General features: G+C 57.6%; 12 protein-coding genes and 1 pseudogene. 11 read left to right on the top strand and 2 right to left on the bottom strand.

Annotated elements, in window-relative coordinates; translation table 11 throughout:
- Nucleotide 1: 1 nt before the first annotated feature.
- From APH36_RS16055 to APH36_RS16090, 8 genes are all read left to right on the top strand, one after another.
- Nucleotides 2-1,015 carry a virulence RhuM family protein gene (locus APH36_RS16055; protein ID WP_003291346.1) on the top strand — a complete coding sequence of 338 codons (1,014 nt, stop codon included), beginning with the start codon at nucleotides 2-4 and terminating at the stop codon, nucleotides 1,013-1,015.
- A 36-nt stretch (nucleotides 1,016-1,051) separates the two neighbouring features.
- Nucleotides 1,052-2,146, top strand: coding sequence for a PD-(D/E)XK nuclease family protein (locus APH36_RS16060; protein ID WP_054881249.1), 1,095 nt, complete (start codon nucleotides 1,052-1,054; stop codon nucleotides 2,144-2,146).
- A gap of 82 nt (nucleotides 2,147-2,228) precedes the next feature.
- Nucleotides 2,229-3,764, top strand: a complete 1,536-nt coding sequence (locus tag APH36_RS16065; RefSeq protein ID WP_054881250.1) for an AAA family ATPase — start codon at nucleotides 2,229-2,231, stop codon at nucleotides 3,762-3,764.
- Entirely contained in the window at nucleotides 3,755-5,254 is a 1,500-nt protein-coding gene (locus tag APH36_RS16070; protein WP_054881251.1) for a VWA domain-containing protein, read from the top strand. The genes APH36_RS16065 and APH36_RS16070 overlap by 10 nt, the downstream gene beginning before the upstream one ends.
- Nucleotides 5,251-8,526: a type I restriction endonuclease subunit R gene (locus tag APH36_RS16075; protein WP_054881252.1), complete on the top strand. Its 3,276-nt coding sequence runs from the start codon at nucleotides 5,251-5,253 to the stop codon at nucleotides 8,524-8,526. The genes APH36_RS16070 and APH36_RS16075 overlap by 4 nt, the downstream gene beginning before the upstream one ends.
- On the top strand, nucleotides 8,523-9,299 hold the full coding sequence (locus APH36_RS16080) for a M48 family metallopeptidase (RefSeq protein WP_054881253.1): 777 nt from the start codon (nucleotides 8,523-8,525) through the stop codon (nucleotides 9,297-9,299). Before APH36_RS16075 ends, APH36_RS16080 begins: the two co-directional genes overlap by 4 nt.
- 153 nt (nucleotides 9,300-9,452) lie before the next feature.
- Entirely contained in the window at nucleotides 9,453-12,800 is a 3,348-nt protein-coding gene (locus APH36_RS16085) for an STY4851/ECs_5259 family protein (protein ID WP_223656451.1), read from the top strand.
- Nucleotides 12,801-12,805: 5 nt separating this feature from the next.
- The gene (locus APH36_RS16090) at nucleotides 12,806-19,012 is read left to right on the top strand and encodes a DEAD/DEAH box helicase (protein WP_054881254.1); all 6,207 of its coding nucleotides are present in this window, start codon (nucleotides 12,806-12,808) and stop codon (nucleotides 19,010-19,012) included.
- A gap of 116 nt (nucleotides 19,013-19,128) precedes the next feature.
- On the opposite strand, the gene APH36_RS16095 is transcribed toward APH36_RS16090, so the two are convergent.
- The gene (locus tag APH36_RS16095; RefSeq protein ID WP_082422839.1) at nucleotides 19,129-19,830 is read right to left on the bottom strand and encodes a hypothetical protein; all 702 of its coding nucleotides are present in this window, start codon (nucleotides 19,828-19,830) and stop codon (nucleotides 19,129-19,131) included.
- Between the two features lie 700 nt (nucleotides 19,831-20,530).
- On the opposite strand from APH36_RS16095, the gene APH36_RS32710 reads away from it, so the two are divergent.
- Nucleotides 20,531-20,923: a helix-turn-helix domain-containing protein gene (locus APH36_RS32710; RefSeq protein WP_223656455.1), complete on the top strand. Its 393-nt coding sequence runs from the start codon at nucleotides 20,531-20,533 to the stop codon at nucleotides 20,921-20,923.
- A 69-nt stretch (nucleotides 20,924-20,992) separates the two neighbouring features.
- Here the strand turns inward: APH36_RS32710 and APH36_RS16100 are convergent.
- Nucleotides 20,993-21,433: pseudogene (locus APH36_RS16100) on the bottom strand (IS5-like element ISPre1 family transposase); the annotation flags it as partial.
- A gap of 461 nt (nucleotides 21,434-21,894) precedes the next feature.
- On the opposite strand from APH36_RS16100, the gene phnC reads away from it, so the two are divergent.
- Nucleotides 21,895-22,722, top strand: coding sequence for a phosphonate ABC transporter ATP-binding protein (gene phnC / locus APH36_RS16105; protein WP_054881256.1), 828 nt, complete (start codon nucleotides 21,895-21,897; stop codon nucleotides 22,720-22,722).
- On the top strand, nucleotides 22,719-23,582 hold the full coding sequence (phnD, locus tag APH36_RS16110; protein ID WP_054881257.1) for a phosphate/phosphite/phosphonate ABC transporter substrate-binding protein: 864 nt from the start codon (nucleotides 22,719-22,721) through the stop codon (nucleotides 23,580-23,582). Before phnC ends, phnD begins: the two co-directional genes overlap by 4 nt.
- The last annotated feature ends 7 nt before the right edge of the window (nucleotides 23,583-23,589 follow it).

Raw genomic sequence — 23,589 nt, forward strand, 5'->3', positions numbered from 1 at the left:
CATGGATGCTAATGACCTGATCCTTTACACCAGTGACGACGGCGAAGCTCAACTAGTGCTCCGCGTACTGGATGGCCAAGTATGGCTGACGCAACTAGAAATGGCCGAGCTGTACCAAACCAGCAAACAGAACATCAGCTTGCATGTGCAGAACGTCCTCGCTGAGGGCGAGTTGACAGAGGAGGCAACCGTCAAGGAAAACTTGACAGTTCAAGCCGAGGGCTCGCGCCAAGTCAGGCGCAACCTAGCGTACTACGCTCTGCCGATGATCATCGCCGTGGGCTACCGGGTGCGCTCAACTCGTGGCACCCAGTTTCGTCAGTGGGCCACCCGCACCTTGGGTGAGTACCTGCAGAAGGGCTTCGTGATGGACGACGCCCGCTTGAAGGAGCCCCGCTGGGACTACTTCGATGAGCTGCTCAAGCGCATCCGTGACATACGGGCCTCGGAGAAGCGCTTCTACCAAAAGGTACGTGATCTCTTCACTCTGGCCGAGGATTACCGCGCCAATGAGCAGGACACCGCCCGCTTGTTTGCCGAAGTGCAGAACAAGCTGTTCTTCGCCGTTACCGGCCACACCGCCGCCGAGCTGATAGTGCAGCGCGCCGATGCCAGCGCACCCAATATGAACCTGCTTAGTTTCAAGGGCGACCGGGTGCGCAAAGCCGATGTTGTGGTGGCCAAGAACTACCTGAATGCCGAGGAACTAGACCAGCTCAATCGCCTGGTCGGCATGTTCCTCGACTTCGCTGAGCTACGCGCCGAGCAGCGTAAGCACTTGATGCTCGCCGATTGGCGGCAATACATCGACAGCTTTATGGCCTTCAACGAGCAACCGCTGCTACGCACTGCCGGCAGCATCAGCCACGAGCAGATGAAGCAGGTGGCACATGAGCGTTATGAGACGTTTGACCAACACCGCCGCAGCGCCGAGGCTTTGGCCGCCGATGCTCAAGAGCTGGCAGAGCTTGAACGTCTGGAAAAGCGCCTGAGTGCAAAGAAGAAATCCAAGTGACCGAATTGCCCGCTCACTCGATCAGGGAGTTACACCATGGATTTGGAACAACTGCGCGCACTGCTGGCGAAGGCCGAGCGCTTTTATCAGCCTGAGCGAGAGCCGAGCATTTTTGCCTTGGGTGGGCGCGGCTATTACGAAAACCCCACCACGGATTTGCTGGCGTTCTTCCTCAACCCAGCGCAGGTGCATGGATTGGAGGAGTGCTTCCTCACTGCGCTGCTGAATTGCCTGCCCAATACCTCAACGCTGACGCCTAGTTTGCGAGCGGCACCCCAGCGCGAGGTGGTCACCCACAACAGCAACCGAATCGACCTAGTGCTCCCCGGTGATGGATGGGATCTGCTCTTGGAAAACAAGATTTTCCACGGACAAGTGAACCCCTTTGCCGACTATGAAGCCTTCGCTCAGCGCAAACTCAACGATGGTGAGCGCCCGCTGTTTTATGCCGTGCTCTCACCATCAGGCAAAAGCGTGCGGGCCGCATGGCATGGCCTGAGTTATGCGAAATTTATTGACGCTGCACGTCAGCAACTGGCTCAGCGCATGCTGACTCATCCTGTAGATAAGTGGCAGGTGTTTGCCCGCGACTTCCTGCTGCATCTGGAAAACATCACTGTGGAGAAGGCCATGGACGCCAAAGCCGTCAACTTTGTTATCGAGCACCTGCATCAAATCAACAAGCTGACGCGCCTCAAGGACCAGGTCATTGATGCCCTCGACGCTAAGGTGCTCGACAAGCTCGATGCCGAGGTGCCCGGCTATGCGCGTTATACCCGGCGGCACAATTGGAAGAATGGCCCCGCACTGCGTTATGCCTCCGACAACTGGAAAACGTGGTCTGACGTTGTGCTCTACCTGAGCGGTGCCAACAGCACGATGAAGCCATCGGTACGGGTATACCTGTGTGATGTTGATGAGACGCTGCAAGAGCAGGGCCGAAAGCTCTTCACGGGAAACGAAACCAAGGTATGGAGTGAGGGGAAGAACAACAGCATCCTGGGTTTTAGCTGGGTGCTGGATCACTTTGATGAAGAGGAAGTGCTTGGCCTGATCGTTGAGAAAATGAAGCTGCTGATGACTTTCGAAAACGGAATACGTGCGCAAGTCGGTCAGCACACTGAGGCTTAGTTACATTGTCTGTCAGATTACCTGGCGGCTTTTGACCATGTGGTAGCCATGAGGGCTGCCGAGTGATTGCAAGGAGTTGGATGTGGGTTTGCAAAAGCGTATCGGGGATTTGGTCGCCAGCGTAAGCGCGGGCATGTTTGAGCGTGAAGAGATCATCGCGGTATCCCTGCTGGGAGCACTCTGCGGGCAGAATACATTTTTATACGGGCCACCCGGCACGGCCAAGAGTCTGATTTCTCGCCGTATAGCCTGCGCCTTTGAGCAGCCAACCTATTTCGAATACCTGATGAACCGCTTCAGCACACCTGAAGAGGTGTTTGGCCCTGTGTCCATAAAAGCGCTGAAAGAAGATCGCTACATTCGCAAAACAGATAGTTATCTGCCCAAGGCCGATTTCGCCTTCCTTGATGAAATCTGGAAGTCCAGCCCAGCTATTTTGAATACCCTGCTGACGTTGATTAACGAGCATGTGTTCCGTAATGGTGAAGCCATTGAGAAAGCCCCACTCAAGGCCCTGATTGCTGCATCCAACGAAACGCCAGATGCCAATCAAGGCCTAGAAGCCTTGTATGACCGCTTTATTGTGAGGCTGATGGTGGGGCCCATTCGTGAAGCCCAGCACTTCGATCAGCTACTTAATAGCAAACCGACCGAAGCCAAAATCGATATCCCCTCGGCTCAACAGGTGAAGTCCAGCGAATGGGCTGAGTGGATGGCGCAATTGCATCAGGTCAAGCTGTCTGCTGAGACGCTAACCATCATTCACTTGATCCGCGAACAGCTGGAGCAGCAATACGAAACGCTCAAGGTTTATGTCTCCGACCGCCGCTGGCAGCGCGCAGCGATGCTTATGAAGGCAGCAGCCTTTTTTAATGATCGCAAGGAAACCAACCATAGTGACGCCTTGCTGCTGCAGCACTGCCTGTGGACTCATGAAGAAAATCGTCAGGCTGTCTGGGATATCGTTGCGGAGGCGGTAAAGGCCTGTGGGTTTGATAGTGGTATAGATTTGGCTGCACTGGATAAAGAGAAAGACGCACTAGACAAGGAGATAAAGAAGGAGCTTTTCCATTCTGCTGATATTTACAAAACGGTAAAGCTCTCCAACAAGGATTTCTTTCAATGCAAAGGCACCTTCAAGCCCAAAAACAGCTACTACAGCAACTACGAAAAAGCATTTGAGATATTCATCGCAAAAGATAGACTCAAGACAAAAGACGAGTTCCACCCGCTAGACAGTAAAGGTAATGAACAGAAAAGTGTTAAGTGCAAATTTGACGGACAAGGAACCTGTCAGATCACCTTATCTAACGGCCACGTGGATTACCTGAGCATTAAGTTCACGCCTGAAGTTCTTTTTCACAAAGGCGACAGAAAGGAGGATATTAATATACGATTAATCACCTCCCTTTCCTCTTCGGTGAGTGAAATTCGCGAGAAGCTCTCTTTCACTCTGAAAAAAGTAGAGAAAAAATTTAAAGCCTACGAGACTAAGCTGAGCTCGCCTTTTGTGCCGGCAGATAAGATTTCTCTAGCAATTTCGGGAATAGCACTACAAATCGAAGGTTTGCAACTTCGTATCAAAGACTGCGAACGGCTGGAAGAATTATGCCGCTAGATCTACTGGCTAGTGCTGCCAAGGATGTTAGCGATAATGCTCAGCGTATCTTCGCGTCGCTATTAAGAGACTCTGATTCGATTGCAGGTCACGTAGCAGAGAGGATTCGGCTGTGGCAGCTGGCCTCGGCTGAAGAGCTGAAAGCTGAGTTCCCCTTTGCGCTATATGAGCAGCAGCTATCGAACTGGAAAACCCGGAACCAGTCTTCCCCTGTTTCGAGTGCAGAACTGGCAGCAGCTGTTGCGGAGTATGTTGCGCTCTGTCGTGTAGCCAAACTGCCGGACAATCAATCTTTTTGGCAGCGTGAGCTAGCAGCGGTGACGGCCTCTCAAACAGTTACCAAAAAACGTCAGGCCGATAGCACCGTAAGTGCCCGCCTTTTGCGAGATGAATGGCAAAAGGCGCTAGATAAAGCGCGGGCCGAGTGGGAGCTTGAGCGCATATCCATGCTGCGCCGGCAGTTCATGGAGGAGCTCGAGGTATTTCTGCAGTTACTGCAACAGCTTCAACAGCAGTTGGAAATGCTGGGGTTGGACCCGGGTATATTCCTTGACCTGTCCAAAGGCAATTTCTCTGCACAAGAGATCGAGCGCTTTAAGCGGTGGGCTAACTACTTGGCCAATGATCCGGGTGTTCGGTCGCTATGTGATTTGCTGGGCAAGCTACGCCAGCTGGAGTTATCCGAGCGTATCGAGCGAGCCCAGGTGCGCTATACGCAAGACATTGAGTTACCGGATATCAATTCGCGAGAAGAGATCATCGGCATTCGCCTAGGGCGTGACATCGAGCATGTGCTGCCCAGCGAGTTGGCACTTCTGGCTGACCCCGAAACGTCCATTCTTTTCGACCTCAAGTATGTCGAGTCACGCCTGATGTGTTTTGACATGCAGGGCATTCAGCGCGTGCAGCAACATCACCAAAAAGAAGAGCTGCGTAGCGTTGAAGAGGCAGCTAAACAAGGGCCAATGGTGATCTGTGTCGACACCAGCGGCTCTATGAGCGGTATGCCTGAGACGGTTGCCAAAGCCGTGGCGCTCTTCATTGCAGGCAAGGCCAGGCAGCAAAAGCGAGCATGCTATTTGATTAATTTTTCCACCGGCATCGAGACGCTTGATCTTGGCGACGACTTTGGTATGGAGGCATTGATCAAGTTTCTGGGCATGTCCTTTCACGGCGGTACGGATGCGATCCCGGCATTGGATCATGCGTTGGGTGTGATGAAAAGCGAAGCCTATGAACGAGCAGACCTGTTGATGATTTCAGACTTCATCATGGCTAGCTTGCCAGAGCATTTACGCCAGCAAATTGAGCAGCAGCGTACTCATGGCAACCGCTTCTATTCCCTGGTCGTAGGCGATTGCTTTATGACTCAGCGTTTAACCAGCCTTTTTGATCATGAATGGGTCTATGACCCACACAGCAGCCAGATTCATGAGCTGATTGGTTTTCAGCGAAAACTGGATGGCCGCCCGGAGAATCACAGCGCATGACACCAACACCGAAATTTCAGGAGGAGTACAGCGCAAAGCTTCCTGCTCTGGCGCTGCTCTGCAACCTCGGCTGGGAATTCATGTCACCCGAGCACGCTCTGGCTGCGCGGGCCGGTAAGAGCGATGACGTGGTGCTGCGTGATGTGCTGCGTGAGCAGCTGAGTAAGCGGCGCTTCCTGTTTGGAGGCGGTGAGTACCCGCTTTCCGCAAAAGCTATCGACAACCTGATCAGTGAAGTGTGCAGCCCTGCACTCAATGAAGGATTGATGGCTGCAAACGAACGGCTCTATAACCATCTGCTGTATGGCATCTCGGTGACGGAGTTCGTGGATGGTAAAAAGGCCAGCCCAACCGTGGCGCTGATCGACTGGCACAATCCAGCCAACAACAGTTTTATCTTCACTGAAGAATTTCGCGTGCTCCGCAGCGGCGGTGTGGAAGCGCGCAGGCCGGATATCGTTTGCTTCGTCAATGGCATTCCTCTGGTCGTAATCGAGGCCAAGCGCCCGGATGGCAATGCACAAAAAGGCCCGACAATCGACGAAGGCGTTTCGCAAAGCCTGCGCAACCAGCGCCATGACGAAATTCCCAAACTGTTCGCCTATAGCCAGCTACTGCTGTCGATCAATGGCAGCGATGGGCGCTATGCCACCTGCGGCACGCCAGCTAAGTTCTGGGCGGCCTGGCGCGAAGAGGATATCTCTACCTCTGAGTTGTACACGCTAAAGAATCGCCAACTGACTGGTGTGCAGAAGGCGGCAATTTTCAGCCATCGCCCAGCGGCTGATCTGCACTGGTACGAAAACCTGATCGCTGGCGGCGAGCTCGCACTGACAGGCCAAGATCAGTTGCTCATTAGCCTATTGTCCCCAGCCAGGCTGCTGGAGATGACTCGTTTCTTCACCTTGTTCGACAAGAAGGCCGGCAAGATCGTCGCGCGTTACCAACAGGTTTTCGGCATCAAACGGCTGATTGAACGGATCAATCAGAAACGCAAAGACGGCGGTCGTGAAGGTGGTGTCATCTGGCATACAACCGGCTCGGGCAAATCATTCACCATGGTTTTTCTGAGCAAGGCGCTGATCCTGCATGACTCTCTCAAGCAGTGCCGCATTGTGATGGTCACCGACCGGGTTGACCTGGAAAGCCAGCTGAGCAAAACGTTTGCCTCGGGCGGCGAACTGGCTGGCAAGAAGGATCGCGAGGCTGCCATGGCCACTTCCGGCACGCGCTTGGCTGAGCAAATCGGTAAGGGCAACGAGCGCATCATTTTCTCGCTGATCCAGAAGTTCAACAGCGCTACCAAGCTGCCACAGTGCGTGAACACCAGTGCCAACATCATCGTGCTTATCGATGAGGGTCACCGTAGCCAAGGTGGTGAAAACCATATCCGCATGAAGCAGGCACTGCCCAATGCGGCCTTTGTCGCGTTTACCGGCACACCGCTGCTCAAGGACGATAAGACGACGAACAAGTTTGGCCCCATCGTGCATGCCTACACCATGCAGCGCGCAGTGGAGGATCAGGCTGTGACACCGTTGCTCTATGAAGAGCGCATACCTGATCTGGATGTAAATGCGCGCGCCATCGACAGTTGGTTTGAGCGAATCACTGAAGGGCTAAACGAGCAGCAGAAAGCCGACCTCAAGCGCAAGTTCGCCAAGAAGGGGCAAATCTATAGCGCGGATGACCGTATTCGCCTGATAGCTCTAGATATTGCTAACCACTTCGTGAAGAACATCGACGAGGGGCTGAAGGGTCAATTGGCCTGCGACAGCAAGGCCTCGGCAATCAAATACAAGCAGTATCTGGATGAGGCAGGCTTGTTCGAGAGCGCCGTTGTGATGAGCCCGCCGGATAGCCGTGAGGGCAACACCGATGTGGATGAATCGGCCTCACCCGAGGTAACCCAGTGGTGGAAGAAAAACGTCGGCAGTACGGATGAGCAGATCTACACCAAGCAATTGATCGAGCGATTCGACAAGGATGACTCTCTCAAGCTCCTGATAGTGGTGGACAAGCTGCTGACGGGATTCGATGAGCCGAAAAATACCGTGCTCTACATCGACAAGCCACTTAAGGAGCACAACCTGATCCAGGCGATTGCTCGGGTAAACCGCCTGCACCCACTGAAGAAGTTCGGCCTGCTGATCGACTACAGGGGCATCCTTTCCGAGCTGGATACCACGATCCAAAAGTATCAGGATCTGGCCTCCCGCACTCAGGGCGGCTATGACATCAATGACATCGCTGGCCTCTACAACCAGATGAGCAGCGAGTACAAACGGCTACCCCAGCTGCATAAGAACCTCTGGGCGATCTTCTCCGATGTGAAAAACAAAGGTGATATCGAACAGCTACGCCAAGTGCTGGTGCCCAGGATGCAAGAGCGCGATGGGGAGCTGGTTGATGTGAATCTCAAGGTACGCGACGACTTCTACGAAGCGCTGACCGAGTTCGCTACCTGCCTAAAGGTCGCTTTGCAGTCAGCATCCTTCTTCGAGGACACCAGCTTCAGCAATGCCGACCGCGCTCATTACAAGGAAACCCTTAAACAGTTCTCCAGTCTGCGCCAACTCGCCAAACAAGATGCCGGTGAAACGGTGAACTACGACCAGTATGCCGAGCAGGTACGTAAGCTGCTGGATAAGCATGTGGTAGGCGTCGAGGTGAAAGACCCCGGCGGAGTTTATGAAGTCGGCAAGATGGGGCAGCAAAAGCCTGAACAGTGGAGCGAGGAAAAGACACGCAACGAAACAGACATCATCAAGACCCGCGTCAGCAAGATGATTGAGCAGGAGTTGCGTGATGACCCCTACGCCCAAGAAGCGTTCTCCAAACTGCTGCGCCAGGCCATCGAAGAGGCAGCAAAGCTATTTGACCACCCGCTTAAGCAATACCTGCTATTCCACGAATTTGAGCAGAAGGTGCAGGCCCGCAAGCTCGATGAGCTGCCCGATGTGTTTGCGGGTAACCGGCATGCCCAGGCGTACTTCGGCATTTTCAAGAAGAGCCTTCCTGAGGCCTTGGTTTCAGCTGATGAACAGGCACAGGAGCACTGGGTAAAACTAGCTTTCAGCCTGGATGAAATGGTCACGACCTCAGTGGCTGAGCATTCAATCAACCCACAAAATATTGAGAGCGATATTCGCAAGAAGCTACTGCCGCTGCTCTTCAAGGAGTGCAAAGCGGTGGGCGCTGGCATGGATCAGGCGAAGGCCATGGTTGAGTGGGTGGTGCAAATCACGCGAGTAGGCTTGTCCGGCTTATGAGTGTACCCATCGTCATGAGCGCTCCACCTGCCTCCGCAGTGTCGAGCTGGCTGAGCTTCCACTATGCCGATGAGTTGATACAGGTTGAAAGGACGCGAAGGGCTCGCGATGTTTCACGCATTCTGATCAAAGTCGATCCGGACTGCCGCGTGCGCGTCAGTGCGCCGGATGGGGCCAGCGATGAACAGGTATTGGCCGCGCTGAAACGACGCGGTCGCTGGATCTATGAGCAGCTTCGTGAGTTCCGTGCTCAGCTAACCCACGTTCGCCCGCGGCAGTACGTCAGCGGGGAAAGCCACTACTACTTAGGCAAGCAGTATGTGCTCAAGGTGATTGAGGCGCCTGATGAGCTACAGCAGGTGCGTTTGTTGCGGGGCAAGCTGGAGGTTTCTGTTCGGGTCAAGTCGGCAGACAAGATCCGCGCACTCCTTTACGCCTGGTACAAAGCTCGCGCCCGTGAGGTGTTTGATCGACGTCTAGACGCTGTCTTGCAACAAGCCCTTTGGGTTGCAGCCAAGCCGCCACTGCGCATCCTAAGCATGCAGACACAGTGGGGCAGTTGTTCACCTGCGGGCCGTATCACGCTCAATCCCCACTTGGTTAAAGCATCCCGCGAGTGCATCGACTATGTGATCTTGCATGAGCTTTGCCACATCGCCGAACACAACCACAGTGAGCGGTTCTACCGCCTTATGCAGCAGGTCATGCCGCAATGGGAAAAGACAAAAAAACGACTGGACGGTATGGCGGCTGCCTTGCTGAACGGAGGCTGAGCATCTCTTGATTCACGTGCATCCATCAATGCACTTCATCTCCAGCCCCCACAAGCCGGATGAATCCGTCGCCTTGTTTTAAGACTGAAAAAAGGACACGATCCAAGGACAGCCTTTGAGGCAGCTCACTCGTTCACAAAAAAGGAATTATGTGTGCCGCTTGTCCAATGGATTTCAGATTTTTTATCTAGGCGTGGACTGCAAGAGCCGGATGGTCGTCCCCTATTCGCCTATAAGACCTCATCAGAAGAATTCGAGACACTGCGCCAGCTCTTGCATGGGCTCAACCTAGGGCAACACGCGCACCCCGAATATGCTCAGGCCTGGCTACTTTTTGCGGCCGAATGGTGGAAGCGCGAATATCCAGGGGGAGCATGGCGCTGGGGACCACTGTGCGAGGCAGCCGGCCAGAGAAAGGTAGCTCATGAGAAGACCCGCAGCCTGGTAATTGATGGGCGTCGTCAGTGGCGTCTGCAAACCACTATAAAAAGTGAAGGCAAACGTTTCATCGGCCTGGTCGCGGTGAATGGCGGCCTGCCCATGCGCCTTGTCGAGTCGGCACAGGGCGGGTTATCCCGCCTGCTACGCATGGTCACTGAGCAGGCACTGGAATACCGCCTGCAGGATGAGCATCTGCGCCAGGCCATCGAGGCCCAGGCCGAGCTTTTGCCCGCCTGCTACCAGCAGGCGCCGGTCTACGAACTGCTCGACAGCTTGGTCAAGGCGGTGCTGCACATCCGCAAGGCCTATGCCCTGCAGGGCGCCCAAGACCCAATCGCCCGGCTGCAGGAAGAGTGCCCTCACTGGGAAGAGCTCTTCCCCATCGCCCTCGATTCCCAGGCCGCCGCCAGCCTGATCAAGGGTCTGGTCCGGGATACAGTCAGCATCACGCCCCAGTCGCGGCGGCCTCCTTTCCAGATCCAGCGCGGCCTGCGCTTCAGTTCCGATGGCTCCATACCCGTCTACGAGCAGTCCTTCGTGATGCAGGCTCAGGCCAGGCGCGATCAGGTTGCCGAGGCGCTGGGGATGGCCGTGGATGCGCTGCCGCCACACTTCCAGCTCCTGCTGCGCATCGGCGAGCGGGAATACCTGGTCGGCGAAGCCCTGCTTAGAGACGAGGAATACCAGCTGATCGCCAGGCCGCTGCCGGCCATCCACAGCCTGCACAATGCCGCGCAGCTGATCGTCAGCCGCTGGGGCGCCACCCTGCACATTGCCAACCTACCGGGCGGCGAAGCCTTGAGCCATGACGAGCCGCTGATCTTCGAGAATACCTACCCCTTTGCCCGCCTGCTCGCCCAGGGCGATGCGCTGGTCAAGGGCGAGTCGGCACTGGCGGCCATGCCGGCAAGAACCATCGTGTATGCCGAAGAAGGCGAGGCTCGCGAGCTGCATGACTGCCTGGCCGACGGGCAAATGCTGATGGAACTTCCCGCCGGTACCACCCGGCTCACGTACAAACAACAGCCCTTCGTTGTCACCATCAGCGCCAGCGCTACCCGCCACCCGGAAGCCTACTGGCATGGCAACAGTCTGGAGGCGCTCTCCGTGCCGGGGCTGCTGTTCCGTGGCACGCCGCGCCTACGCATTGAGCAGGGAACGGGCTTTTCCAGCTATGCGCCCGCCCATGAGCTGTTTGTCCGCACGCAGGGCAAGGAGCTGCCGCTCGCCCAAGCCCGGGCGCCGGGGCTGTGCCGGCTGATCTGGCGCAAGGATGGCCAGCGCCTGCTGAACACCCGCGCCGTGCTTCTCCCGGACGAAGCCTCCATCACCTACGCGCCGGGCGCCACTACCCTCGAGGGCAGCATTCGCCTTCACCACTGGCCTGATGTGCCCGTGCGCTGCGAGAGCGAACAGATCGCGCTGGAGCGCCGCCATGATGGAACAGGCCTGGCCCTGCGGCTGAAGAGCACCGGCAGCCGGCCGGCCACCACGGTTCCGCTGTGCCTGCAGTGGCCCGACGGCGAGCAGAAGCTCACTCTGCCCTTCCCCGGCTATGGCGTCACGCTGCTGCGCAACGACACTCCTCTCAAGCTGAATCAGGCCCTGACCATCGAAGAGCTGATCGGATGCCGTGCGGTATTGATGTCGACACAGGGCGCCGAGAACTGGCAGATTCGCCTGACCTCCGGCGGCACCGACTCACGCTCCACCCTGTCGCAGGAAATTCGCTACACCGGGATCCGCGAAATCCGTCTGTTCGAGCTGATTCCGGCAATCCAGCAGATGATGTCCTGCCACCCCGGACTCGATCATACCGTGCAGCTGGAGCTGATCCACGCCCACCAGACCCACGCCCGCCTGCAGGTGGGCCGCTACTCGACGCGCATCCGCCTGCACAGCCAAAAAGAAATGGCCTCCCTGAGCGATGGCGCTCGTGATCTCCTGCCCGAGCAGTCCCAGGCCGAGGGCCTGATACTGGCCCTGCCTCTGGCCGAGCCGGAACATGACCCAGTCAGCCTGCCGCTGCATTTCTCCGAGCAGGTGTTCACCGGCAACTGGCTGGTCAGCCTGCCGACCGATGCGGTTGGTCCCTGGCTGCTGTACACCCCCGACGACTCCAAACTGCACAGCCGTCCGACCGTCGTGCCGCCGACCGTGAGACAACTGTCGAAGCCCCTGACCCCGCTGCGCGACGCGCTCTGCGAAGCCGATGGTGAAGAGCGCATGCGCCTGCTCCGAGCCGCGCTGCGCGCCATGGCCGCGGATCCGGAAGCCGAGGACTGGCAGACGCTGGAACTGCTGCTGGACCGGCTGCACCATCTGCCGCTGGCCAGCCTGGATATCTGCCAGGCACTGATCCGCGAGCCGCAAGCGCTGGCCATGGCCACCCTGCGGCTGGACGATTTCTCCAGCCGCCTGGCCGAGCGCCTGCCCTGCGAGCTGCCCTTCGAGTGGCTGCTGATTGCCCCGGAGCACTGGTTCGACACCTTTGCGACATTGCGCCAACAGCTGGCCGTCGACAATCCCCGGCTACTGTCGCTGATCCGCACCGACATCCAGAGTAAGAGCCAGTTCCTGTCTCGCTGGCAGCCCGCGCTGCGCTTTATCTTCGATCAGGGCCTGCACCACTCCTTCGATCTGCAAAGCCCGGATGTGGGGTTCTTCCTGAAAAACCCGGCGATGCTCACCGCCTCCTGGCAGTCGCACCTGTTTGATGGCGAGCACTCGGCCATGCAGCAGATGTTCCGGCGGAACCCTGCCGAAACCCATCAATACCCCGGCAGCGGCAATACGGATATAGGAGCCTTCCTGAAAACGCCCCACGGGCAAATGCTCCTCCGCTGCAGCAAGCTCCCTGCCAACGACTTCAAGTTGGCCACGGTCATGCTGCCCTTCATGGCCGCCTTCGATACCTACGCTGGCCGCGGGCAGCAATGGCAAGCCGACCCGGCACGCCTGTTCAGCCTCAGAAATGCTCGCCAGTTCGATAGCGTCTGGTTTGACTCGGCCTATCAACTCGGCCTGGCCATGGCGCAAGCCGCCTCGATGCAGAAGTGAATCCCATGCTCTATCAGAAGAACTATTTCTCCGCCCTCACCGGCAACCTGAGCACCCGCAGCGAGCGGGCCGCCCAGGGCCTGCTCAGCCTCGGCAATCCGCAGCTGCGGCAGTTCCTGCATGATCAGCTGACCGCTGCCCCCGGCACTCCGGGCGCCTGGCTGGCCGACCCAGTCTTCGAGCCGACCTTCGGCTGGCAGGAAAGCTCTGAAACCATGAGTTCGCTGGCCGGCGGTAACCTACTACACCGACGCCTTGCCGAAGCCATGGCGGCCCCGCCCAAGGAGCCCCATGATCTTGCAGAGGAATATGCCTTCCCCAGCAATCGCCATCCTTTCACCCACCAGTTGGCGGCCTGGGAGATTCTCAACCGTCCCGAGCCGCAATCACTGGTGGTGACCAGCGGCACCGGCTCGGGCAAAACCGAGTGTTTCCTGGTACCGGTCCTCAGCCAGCTGGCCAAGGAAATCGACGCTGGCGAAGACCCGGAGGGTGTCCGCGCCCTGTTCATCTACCCTTTAAACGCCCTGATCAACTCGCAACAGAACCGCCTGGATGCCTGGACCCACGGATTCGGCGGACAGATTCGCCATTGTCTATACACCGGTGCCCTGGAGAACGAACGCAGGAATAGAGACCAGCAGTACGATGGCCAGGTGATCGACCGCAAGAGCCTGCGCGCCAGCCCGCCGCAACTGCTGGTGACCAACGCGACCATGCTGGAGTACATGCTCATCCGCAAGGATGACGAGCCGATCCTGCAGAAGTCGGCCGGCAAGCTGCGCTGGATCATTCTGGACGAGGCGCACACCCACATCGGCTCCCAGGCCGCGGAGATGGCGCTGCTGCTGCGCCGGGTGATGCTGGCCTTCCAGGTCAAGCCGCAGGATGTGCGCTTCGTGGCAACCTCGGCCACCTTCGGCTCGGATACCCAGACCATCGAGAGCCTGCGCACCTTCCTCGCCGATATCGGCGGAGTGGATCCGCAGCAGGTGCATGTCGTGCAGGGACATCGGGATATCCCGGCGCTGCTGAACGCCACCCTGGTTGCCGAGCAGGACACCCCTGAAGCCATCGGCGCCATCGAGGCGGACCAGGAACAGTCGGCGCTGCGCTACCAGCGTCTGGAGGCCAGCCCCACCGCTCGGCGGCTGCGCGCCCTGTTCATGCCTAATGGCCAGGTGAAACCACAAAGCCTGCAAGGGCTGATCCGTGAGTCCGGTCTACCCTCGGCGCAGGTGCTCGCCTGGCTGGATCTGCTGTCCGGCACCAAGAGTGCCGAAGGGCTGTCCTTCCTGCCGCTGCGCGCACACCTGTTCCATAACGTGATTCCGGCAATCCGCGCCTGCGTGGACCGCAACTGCAGCCACAAGGCCGGCACCGCGCTGGCACATGCCGACTGGCCGTTCGGCATGGTCTATCTGGAGGAGCGGACTCACTGCCGCTGCGGCGCGCCGCTGATGCCACTGGTGTCCTGCGAGGAGTGCAACGAGAGCTTCCTGCAGGCGGCCACCAAAAGCAGTAGCAGTGCTCTGGTCGATCCGACACAGCAACAGGACGACGAGTTCGCTCTCGAAGATGAAGCCACGGAGGCCGATGATCAGACCAAGGATAAGGATACTGTGTCATCCATCCAGATCCTGATCACCAATCGCGCCGTCAAGAAAGGCAGTGCCGACTTCCTCGATCGCGCCACTCACCGACTGACGCCCAATCGTCCGGCGGATGGTGGCATCGAGCTGCAGCTCTTCCGCACTGCCAAGAACGAATGCCCCTGCTGTGGCGCCAATATCCAGGGCCGCAGCCTGCTGCGCCCCGCGCGCATCGGTACGCCCTTCACCCTCAGCACGGTGATCGGCACCCTGCTGGAGTTCTGCCCGCCGGATCCGATGCCGACCGGCAAGCCGTTCCAGGGCCGCAAGCTGATCTCCTTCACCGACAGCCGCCAGGGCACCGCACGGATTGCCGTCAAGCTGCAGCAGGACTCCGAGCGCAACCGGATTCGCGGGCTGATCTATCAGCGCCTGCTGCAGGCACAACCCGTCAATGGACTGTCCGCAGAGGACTTGCAGGACCTGCAAGACCTTCAAACAGCAGAGCGATTGAGTCGTATCGAGCAAAAGCACTTGCAATCCTTGCTGGACATGCAAGCTGAAGCGGCCAAAGGCGCGGAAATCAGCTGGACCGACATGGCCAACCATCTGGGCGGCACGCCGGAGCTGCAGATGGGTATGCTCGACTACTACAACAACCTCGCACCGAACACCTTCGGCCCGCAGGGTAGTGTCGCCCTGGCCAACATGCTGCTGGCCCGCGAGTTCTATCGCCGCCCGAAGCGTGCCAACAGCCTGGAAACCCTCGGCCTGGTACAGGTCTGCTATCCCAAGCTGGACAGCATCACCAGCAAGCCCATGGCCTGGCCCAAACATCTGGATGTCGACACTTGGCGCACCTACCTGAAGGTGCTGCTGGACTTCTTCGTCCGCGAAAACACCCTCCTGAACATCGACAAACGCTGGCAGTCGCTGATCGGCGCACGCATCAGCCCCAAATGGGTCGTGGCGCCGGTCCTGGGGGAAAAGCCTGAAAAGCTGCAAAGTCGCTTTGCCCGCTGGCCATCCGTCAATACCGTCAGCAGCCTCCAGTCACGGGCCATCCTGCTGCTCTGCAAGGCATTCAACTGGTCAACCGCGGCCCATCAGGACCAGATCGACTCGATCCTGAGCGAAGCCTGGCGGGTACTGACCCAGCAGGCAAAGCTGCTGATTTCGTCAGGCGACGGCTATCAGCTCGACCTCAAGGACCTGAGCTTCCGGCTGCCCGAAACGGTCTACCTGTGCCCGGTATCGCGGCGCTTCATCAACACCCCGTTCGAGCAGCTCAGTCCCTATACGCCACGTACCGACCGCGAGATGGTCGTCAAGGTGACGCCCTACACCCTGCCGCGTCCGCCCGAGGCGCTCCTGCATGTGCCGGGTGATGAGGGCCTGCTGGCGATCCGCGCTTGGCTGAACAGCGAGCCGCAGATCCAGCAGCTGCGCAAGGACGCGCTCTGGTCGGACGTCATGGACCGGATCATCGAGGGGGGCCACTACTTCCGTGCCGCCGAGCACTCGGCACAGCAGCCGAAGAGCAAGCTGGACAGCTACGAAGGCCTGTTCAAGACCGGCAGGCTGAACCTGCTGAGCTGCTCGACCACCATGGAAATGGGCGTGGACATCGGCGGCATCAGCGTGGTGGCGATGAACAACGTGCCCCCGCACCCGGCCAACTATCTGCAGCGTGCCGGCCGTGCCGGGCGCCGCCGCGAGGGACGCTCGCTGGCCCTGGCCGTCTGCAAGAACACCCCGCACGACCAGAGCGTGTTCAACAACCCGCTCTGGCCGTTCAACACGCCCATGCGCATGCCCAAGGTGTCCCTGCAGAGCCCCGATCTGGTACAGCGCCACGTCAATGCCTGGCTGCTGTCGCACTGGCTCAAGCACGTGGTCGCCGCCCAGGAAATCAAGTCGATGACCGCCGGTGCCTTCTTCCTCGACGGCGAACTGCCTATGTCGCTGGCCGCGCGATTCTGCCTGTGGTGCGACAACCAGGCGGTCGATACCGAAACGCTGGTGGGACAGGCCCTCAAGGACATCACCCGCCGCAGCTTCCTCGATACCACCCCGCAGCCCGAGCTGTTCAAGCACGCCAGCCGCCGCATGAAAGAGATCATGCAGGCATGGCAGCAGGAATACTCGGCCAGCGAAGCCCAACTGCAGCAGATTGCCGACAAGAAGGCCGCTGCCTACCGAGCCATGGAGGCACAGCTCAGCCGCATCGAGAAGGAGTACCTGCTGAGCGAGCTGGCCGACCGGCGCTTCCTGCCTGGCTACGGCTTCCCGACCGATATCGTCAGCTTCGACAACCGCTGCATGCAGACCCTGAAGCAGGAGGAAGGCGACAAGCGCGAGGACAACCGTGCACGCTACCGCTCGCTGGCTTCCCGCGACCGTATCACCGGCCTGCGCGAATATGCGCCGGGCGCCGAACTGGTCATGGATGGGCTGGTCTACAAGTCCTCCGGCATCACCCTGAACTGGCACGCTCCCGCCTCTGCCGAAAACGTCAAGGAGCTGCAGCTGTTCAAGAAAGCTTGGCACTGCAATAAGTGCGGTGCCAGCAACACGGCCATCAACCCCGGACGGGAGATCAACTGCCAGGCGTGCGGTGAGCCGATCAAAGATGAAAATATTCGCGAATATCTGGTGCCCTCCGGCTTTGCCGTGGACTTCTTCGACGAGCCGCACAACGACATCAGCCGCCTGCAGTATGTGCCGGTCAATGCGCCCTGGCTGAACGTACCGGCCAGCTGGGTCTGCCTGGCCAACCCGGCACTCGGCCAGTTCCGCGCCAGCCAGCAGGCGCAGCTGTTCAACTACACATCGGGCGCCAACCAGAAGGGCTTTGCCATCTGCCTGGAGTGCGGCAAGGCCGAGCCGATGCTCAGCCACCCTGACGGCTCTGCGCCAGCGAATGAACAATATCTGCCGGCTGCCTTCCGCCAGAAGGCGCAGCACCGCCGCCTGCGTGGCGGCAGGAGCGACGACAGGGACAACATCTGCCCCGGCAGCCACAACAGCTGGAAGATCAAGCAGAACGTCCACTTGGGCCATGACAGCCTGACCGATGCGCTGGAACTGGTGCTGCGCAACCCTTCCAGCGGCGAACTGCTCAACGACGACGTCACCGCCTATTCGATTGCCGTGGCGCTGCGCGAAGCGATTGCCGCCGATCTGGGCATACAGAGCGAGGAGCTGGGCTGCGACAGCCACCCGATCAAGGTCGATGGCCAGCCAACCCGCGCCATCCGGGTGTTCGACCTGCGCAGCGGTGGCTACACCACCCAGGCCGCGGAGCGGCTGAATGAAGCCAGCCTGTGGCGAAAGGTCATCGCCCGTCTGGACAGCTGCAACTGCTCGCATGCCTGCCAGAACTGCCTGCTCAGCTTCGATACCCGCTTCGAGGCCGAGCGCCTCAATCGTCATGTCGCGCTGGAGTGGATCAATCAGACTTGGCTTGCCGGCCTGGCGCTGCCCGCCGAGCTCGCTGTCTTTGGTCCGAAAAGCCAGGCAGAAATCGCCACTCTACAGGAAGCGGTCGAAAGAGCGATTACTAGGGACGACAACGCGAAGACCGTAGCCATTTACTTCACTGCACCCGCCGAAGAGTGGGATCTTGCTGTCGCACGCCGCCTGAGGCATCAACTGCATAGTTGGGAAAGCGTCGGACACCTAGTGCAATTACATTTACTGGAAAGTACCGTTTCCAGCCTGCCAAGAGACCAAAAGGAATGGTTGGCAAAGCTAGCCTTCAACGGAGTACAGATATGCCTACACAATTCCATACCGGATCTCGGGGCGCTGGCACTCAATGTCTCACTGCAAGGCCCACAAGGCTGCATTGCCTGGGCTAGCGACAATACGAACCTGGCCGCACCTGGCCACACATGGGATCTAGCGGAGGCCGGTGCACGGATCATCCGAGGCACCCCCTCCGACCTCAAGGCAGAGCGCATCTTGAATGCTGCCGATCTCATGCCGGCCCCACCCCCTGGCTTGATCAAGATCGAGATCGGCAATCAGCTGGATGGCTCGCTCGACAACTTTGCTCGTCGGTTCTGGGAGCACCTAGGTACTGAGGCCAATGGCCTGATTAATGATGCCCTCACAGGCAAGGATCCAATTACAGAACTGGTTTACAGCGACCGTTACGTATGCAGCCCGCTAGTTGTGAATCTGCTGGTCAGCGTGATCCACGAGCTCGGACGGCTGAGTGATGCAGATTTCTCTATCCGAATCCTAGGCCGACAATATCAGCGGGAAGACAATCGCTCGCCTTGGCAGTGCCGGCATGACTGGCACTCAGCTCGCGAGCGCGATGAGGCCCTCCGCCAGGCTCTGGCGTACTGCGGCCGCGAGGGAGAGGTGCTAAGCCTGCCTACCTTGCCGCACTACCGCCGGCTACAGCTTAAGCTGCGCTCCGGTAATCAACTGACCATCCAGTTTGATCAGGGGCTTTCGTATTGGGAAGCCGAGCGCAGCGAAAAGTCTTACCAGCTCAGGTTCGACTTTACATCACGCGAGCTTGGAGAAGAAATCATGGAGCGCATCAGGTGTAAAGTTTCGGCGGCTGGGGAGGAAAACACTCAGATATTCCTCTCTTCCTCTTGAAAGCGGCTCAACTGGTATAAGTATCGGAGGCAATTGCCCAAATTTCAGAACTCCGATACGCACAGTAGCGAAATAAGCCCCTGTTCAATGCAAATTTGGACAGGGTCTCTTACGATTTACGGATTACCAGCCATCTGTCGAGCGTAATGGCGATCGCTTAGGTCTTTCTTGTGGTCAGCCTTGACCCAGCGCTCAGGCCTATTGCAGTTAGCGCAGGTCAATATCTGCTTATCAGGGCTGAGGTTGTATAGGCGGCTCTCAGAGCCAACTTTGACCTTCAATCCAACATCTGAGACCTCGAACCCTGGTACTTCCTGTCCTATGCGATCCATGGATTCAAATCGGAACGACCAGCGTTTAATCTGACTTTTGCGCCAGATAGTCATGATGATCAAGGGGTCTTGTTTCGTTGTCCTCTGATAAACCCAATCCCCTTCATAGGGACCTAGTTTGGCGGCTTCTTCGTCTCGCTTGGCCTGCTCATAAATTTGCTCCTGCATCTTGAGCAGTTCGGCATTTAATGCTTCTTCATCCTTGAGTGCTTGGTCTTTCAGCATCTGCTCTACGTCATAGGGCCCTTGAGGGTCATACTTCCAAACCGATGCGTCATTGATGCCAAGCACCTTGCAGTTGAGACAATCGACACTCTGCTCATCTACATTTCGCGTGAGGGCCAAGCGCTCGGAACTATTAACATCATCAAGGAGTAACTTTTTATTTTTTACTGAAATATTCATTTTAACCAGCGGCTTGATGCGACCGTCGTTCACATCCTCTCCAAATATCTCGGCCTCATCACCGTGAACGTTGAGAACCATTACCCTCTCGCTACCGGGTATCTTATAACGATACGCACCTGTGAAATCCTCACTGCCGCAACCAGCAAGAATAGAGCCAGCAAGAGCTAATGAAACAAACCTAGGAAAGTTCCGCATAAAATCCTTTACGGTAAATCACATAATCAATTACGTACGCCTAGACTGACGACTGTGGGAAAGCTAATCAGCCACATTGCCCTGCTATTAATCGAACCTTAATGCTGTAGTCCATATGGCGTTCAGTTTCATGTAGATCCTTTGGCTTAAAGTCTCGTCGAGAAAAATTAACAATCTCCGAATCAGTGAACCCATACTCCTGCATTCTTTCCAACGTGCACGAACAGAGCGCAGGTGAGGACCCGCGAGCCTTGGAAGCAGCCTCGCATCTTTTAACAAGTTGCTGAACCCCAGTTTCGCCAGCGAAGGCTCCTGATTGCAAAAAAAATGCAAATGACACATAAGCAGCTATGCCAATAATCCTCATATACTTTTAACATCCTTCTATTTAACTGCTTATTTATCGAAAATTAATTGTTTGCACTGAATTACAGCCGATTACGAAGACGGCATGTAGGAAGGCAGCCCTGCAGTTCGCTGGGGTGACGTCATGCCATGAGGTCACGTTTTACCAAATTCACAATATACTGTGAAGACCAGAGATGGCGCCGCCCAGATAGTCCTCCCTTTTGGGGAGTCATCTGTGGAAGTCGGATTGGCGTTCGGAAAGGTCCTGCGCAGACGGCGTGTCGAAGCAGGATTAACCCAGGAGCAATTGGCCCATGAGGCGGAATTGCAGCGTAACTACGTCAGCCTGATGGAACGGGGCATCAACCAGCCAACGATCACCACCCTGATCAAGCTAGCTAACCCCCTGGGCTGCACCGCAGCAGAGATCGTCGCCGAGGTAGAACAACTCGTTGTCCCAGCCAGGGACATGAGCCAAAAGCCATCCGTCCAGCATCGGCAGGTCACGCCAAGCGCCAGAGTTTTCCACCAGCAAGACCGCTCGCAAGGGACCTTCCAAGGTGAGGCCATCCAGGAAGGCCCGCTCCGGGATCGGTGCTTCACCAAGAAAACGGGCAAGCTTCCATAGATCCAGGACACCCTGCTCGGTCTGTGCCACCAATCCACGCGGTGGCCGCAAGCGTAACAATCCGTCGTGGGCATTGATCAGCGTGGCATCGACGATCGTGCCTTGGCGCAGCGACAGCCCTCGGTCGCCCAGATAGCCATTGATGACAGCCAAGATGCCGGCGGCTAGTTCGTGCTTCTCCAGCAAACGACGGAAGTTGAGGATGGTGGTTTCATCGGGGATACGCTCCAAGCTCAGCCCCGCGAACTGGCGCAGGATGGTGGTCTCGTACAGCGCCTCTTCCATCGCTGGATCGCTGTAACCGAACCAGTTTTGCATCAGGTGCACGCGCAGCATCGCCATCAGCGGATAGGCCGGACGACCGCCTTCACCCTTGGGATAATGCGGCTCGATCAAGGCAATCAAACCCTTCCACGGCACCACCCGATCCATCTCGATCAGGAACAACTCTTTGCGGGTTTGTTTGCGCTTACCGGCGTACTCGGCGTCAGCGAAGGTCATCTGCTTCATGGGGAAACTCAGCGGGTGGAATCCGGGTCTTTTGCCAAAATCTGGAAGTCTTCTTCAGAGTTTCCCTAGCATTAAGCTGGGCGCGACAACAGACGTCTAGTTGGGCGGCACCTGAAGGTTTCGACCAGCCACATAACGGCCTAGGTCAATCGACGGGCAAGAATAGAATGTCTCCTATAGTCCGCTAGTGTGCGCTCTCTTGCTTGGATGGCATTACGTTCTGGCCCAACGTTACTGTAGCGAATCCGCAGCAGTATCAATCAAAGCCTCCTGTATCCCGCGTGAAGAAAGACGCTACGTTGCGCCCGTTCTTCCACGGCTTCGCTTGCCGCCCCGCTACGGCAGATTCGAAGTATTCATCGAAATGTCATCCTTTAGAAGCAGTGCGTTAACAAGGAATTTCTACCCTTTGCATCGCGAACCGCAATTGTGCGGCCAGCAATATTGCGAAAGGTGATCAAATGACGCCCCATCCGATACAGGACGCCGTGCTGCGGGTCGACCGGTTGAGCGTCGTCTATCCAGGCGGCGTGACAGCCCTACGCGATACCTCGATTGCATTTCGGCGTGGTGAGTTCACCGTGCTGCTTGGTCTCTCGGGCGCAGGCAAGTCGACCTTGCTCCGTAGTCTCAATCGACTCGTCACGCCCACTGGCGGCAGTGTCACCAGCGAACTCGGTGAGCTCGGCAGCGGCTCGGCCTTGCGTCAGCATCGTCGGCGTACCGCCATGATCTTTCAGCACCACCAGCTAATCGAACGTCAAAGCGCACTGGCTAATGTGCTTACCGGTCGGCTGGCCTTTCACAACACGCTCCGCTCGCTGTTTCCTCTGCCGCGTGCCGATCAGGAGATTGCGCTCAGTTGCCTCGCTCGGGTCGGTCTGGCAGACAAGGCGCTAAGCCGGGTGGACAAACTGTCCGGTGGCCAGCAGCAGCGGGTAGGCATCGCGCGTGCGCTAGCGCAACAGCCGGCGATCATTCTGGCCGATGAGCCGGTAGCCAGTCTCGACCCGGCCACTTCGGTCCGTGTTCTCGGATTGCTGCGCGACATCTGCAAGGAAGACGGCATCACCGCCATCGTTTCGCTGCATCAACTCGAATATGCCCGCCGCTTCGCCGATCGCGTCGTCGGGCTGGCCGATTCTCAGATCGTTTTCGATGCCGCGCCCTCGGAACTCACCGATGCGCAGCTTGAGCGCATCTATGCAGGCCGCTCTACGACTCAGCCAGCGAATGCTCCGGCTGAACCACCTGTCATGCTCGAATCTTCACTGGAGATGTCCCGATGAAACGCTTATCCGCGCTCTTATTGACTTGCTTGCTGTCCGCTGTTTCAAGTTTGTCCGCCCTAGCGGCCGATGCCGATCCGGATGTGCTAAAGGTTGCCCTGCTTCCGGACGAAAACGCCTCCGAGCTGATCAAGCGTAACCAGCCGCTGAAGGATTATCTGGAAGAGCATCTGGACAAGAAGGTGCAGCTGATCGTAACCACCGACTATTCCTCGATGATTGAGGCGATGCGCTTTGGCCGTATCGACCTGGCGTATTTCGGTCCGCTGTCCTACGTCATGGCCAAAAGCAAAAGCGACATCGAGCCCTTCGCTGCCATGGTCATCGACGGCAAGCCGACCTATCGCTCGGTGATTATCGCCAATGTGGCGTCAGGCGTGAATGAGTATGCCGACCTTAAGGGCAAGAAGATGGCCTATGGTGACCGGGCATCGACGTCCAGCCATTTGATTCCCAAAACCGTGCTTCTTGAGACGGCCGATTTGACGGGTGGGCAGGACTACGAACAACATTTTGTGGGCACGCATGACGCCGTTGCCGTCAACGTGGCGAACGGCAACGCCGATGCGGGTGGGCTGTCGGAGGTAATTTTCAATCACGTAGCCGAAAGTGGCCTAATCGATCCGAGCAAGGTGAAAGTACTTGGTTACAGCGGCGAATACCCCCAGTACCCCTGGGCGATGCGCTCGAACCTGAGCCCCGAGCTGAAAACCAAGGTGCGGGATGTATTCGTCGGTATCGACGATCCCGAAGTGCTGCGCAACTTCAAGGCCGAGGCCTTCGCGCCAATCACCGACGCCGACTACGATGTGATCCGCAACATGGGATCGCTGCTCGGCCTCGACTTCGCCACGATGTGAGCACCGA

This window comes from Pseudomonas sp. NBRC 111133 (genome assembly GCF_001320605.1).
GTDB classification, from domain to species: domain Bacteria; phylum Pseudomonadota; class Gammaproteobacteria; order Pseudomonadales; family Pseudomonadaceae; genus Aquipseudomonas; species Aquipseudomonas monteilii.

What these genes read in the sequence shown, in the direction of transcription:
- APH36_RS16055 (WP_003291346.1), top strand. Translation starts at nt 2, where the DNA reads ATGGATGCTAATGACCTGATCCTTTACACCAGTGACGACGGCGAAGCT.
- APH36_RS16060 (WP_054881249.1), top strand. Translation starts at nt 1,052, where the DNA reads ATGGATTTGGAACAACTGCGCGCACTGCTGGCGAAGGCCGAGCGCTTT.
- APH36_RS16070 (WP_054881251.1), top strand. Translation starts at nt 3,755, where the DNA reads ATGCCGCTAGATCTACTGGCTAGTGCTGCCAAGGATGTTAGCGATAAT.
- APH36_RS16075 (WP_054881252.1), top strand. Translation starts at nt 5,251, where the DNA reads ATGACACCAACACCGAAATTTCAGGAGGAGTACAGCGCAAAGCTTCCT.
- APH36_RS16080 (WP_054881253.1), top strand. Translation starts at nt 8,523, where the DNA reads ATGAGTGTACCCATCGTCATGAGCGCTCCACCTGCCTCCGCAGTGTCG.
- APH36_RS16090 (WP_054881254.1), top strand. Translation starts at nt 12,806, where the DNA reads ATGCTCTATCAGAAGAACTATTTCTCCGCCCTCACCGGCAACCTGAGC.
- APH36_RS16095 (WP_082422839.1), bottom strand. Translation starts at nt 19,830, where the DNA reads ATGGTTCTCAACGTTCACGGTGATGAGGCCGAGATATTTGGAGAGGAT.
- phnC (WP_054881256.1), top strand. Translation starts at nt 21,895, where the DNA reads ATGACGCCCCATCCGATACAGGACGCCGTGCTGCGGGTCGACCGGTTG.
- phnD (WP_054881257.1), top strand. Translation starts at nt 22,719, where the DNA reads ATGAAACGCTTATCCGCGCTCTTATTGACTTGCTTGCTGTCCGCTGTT.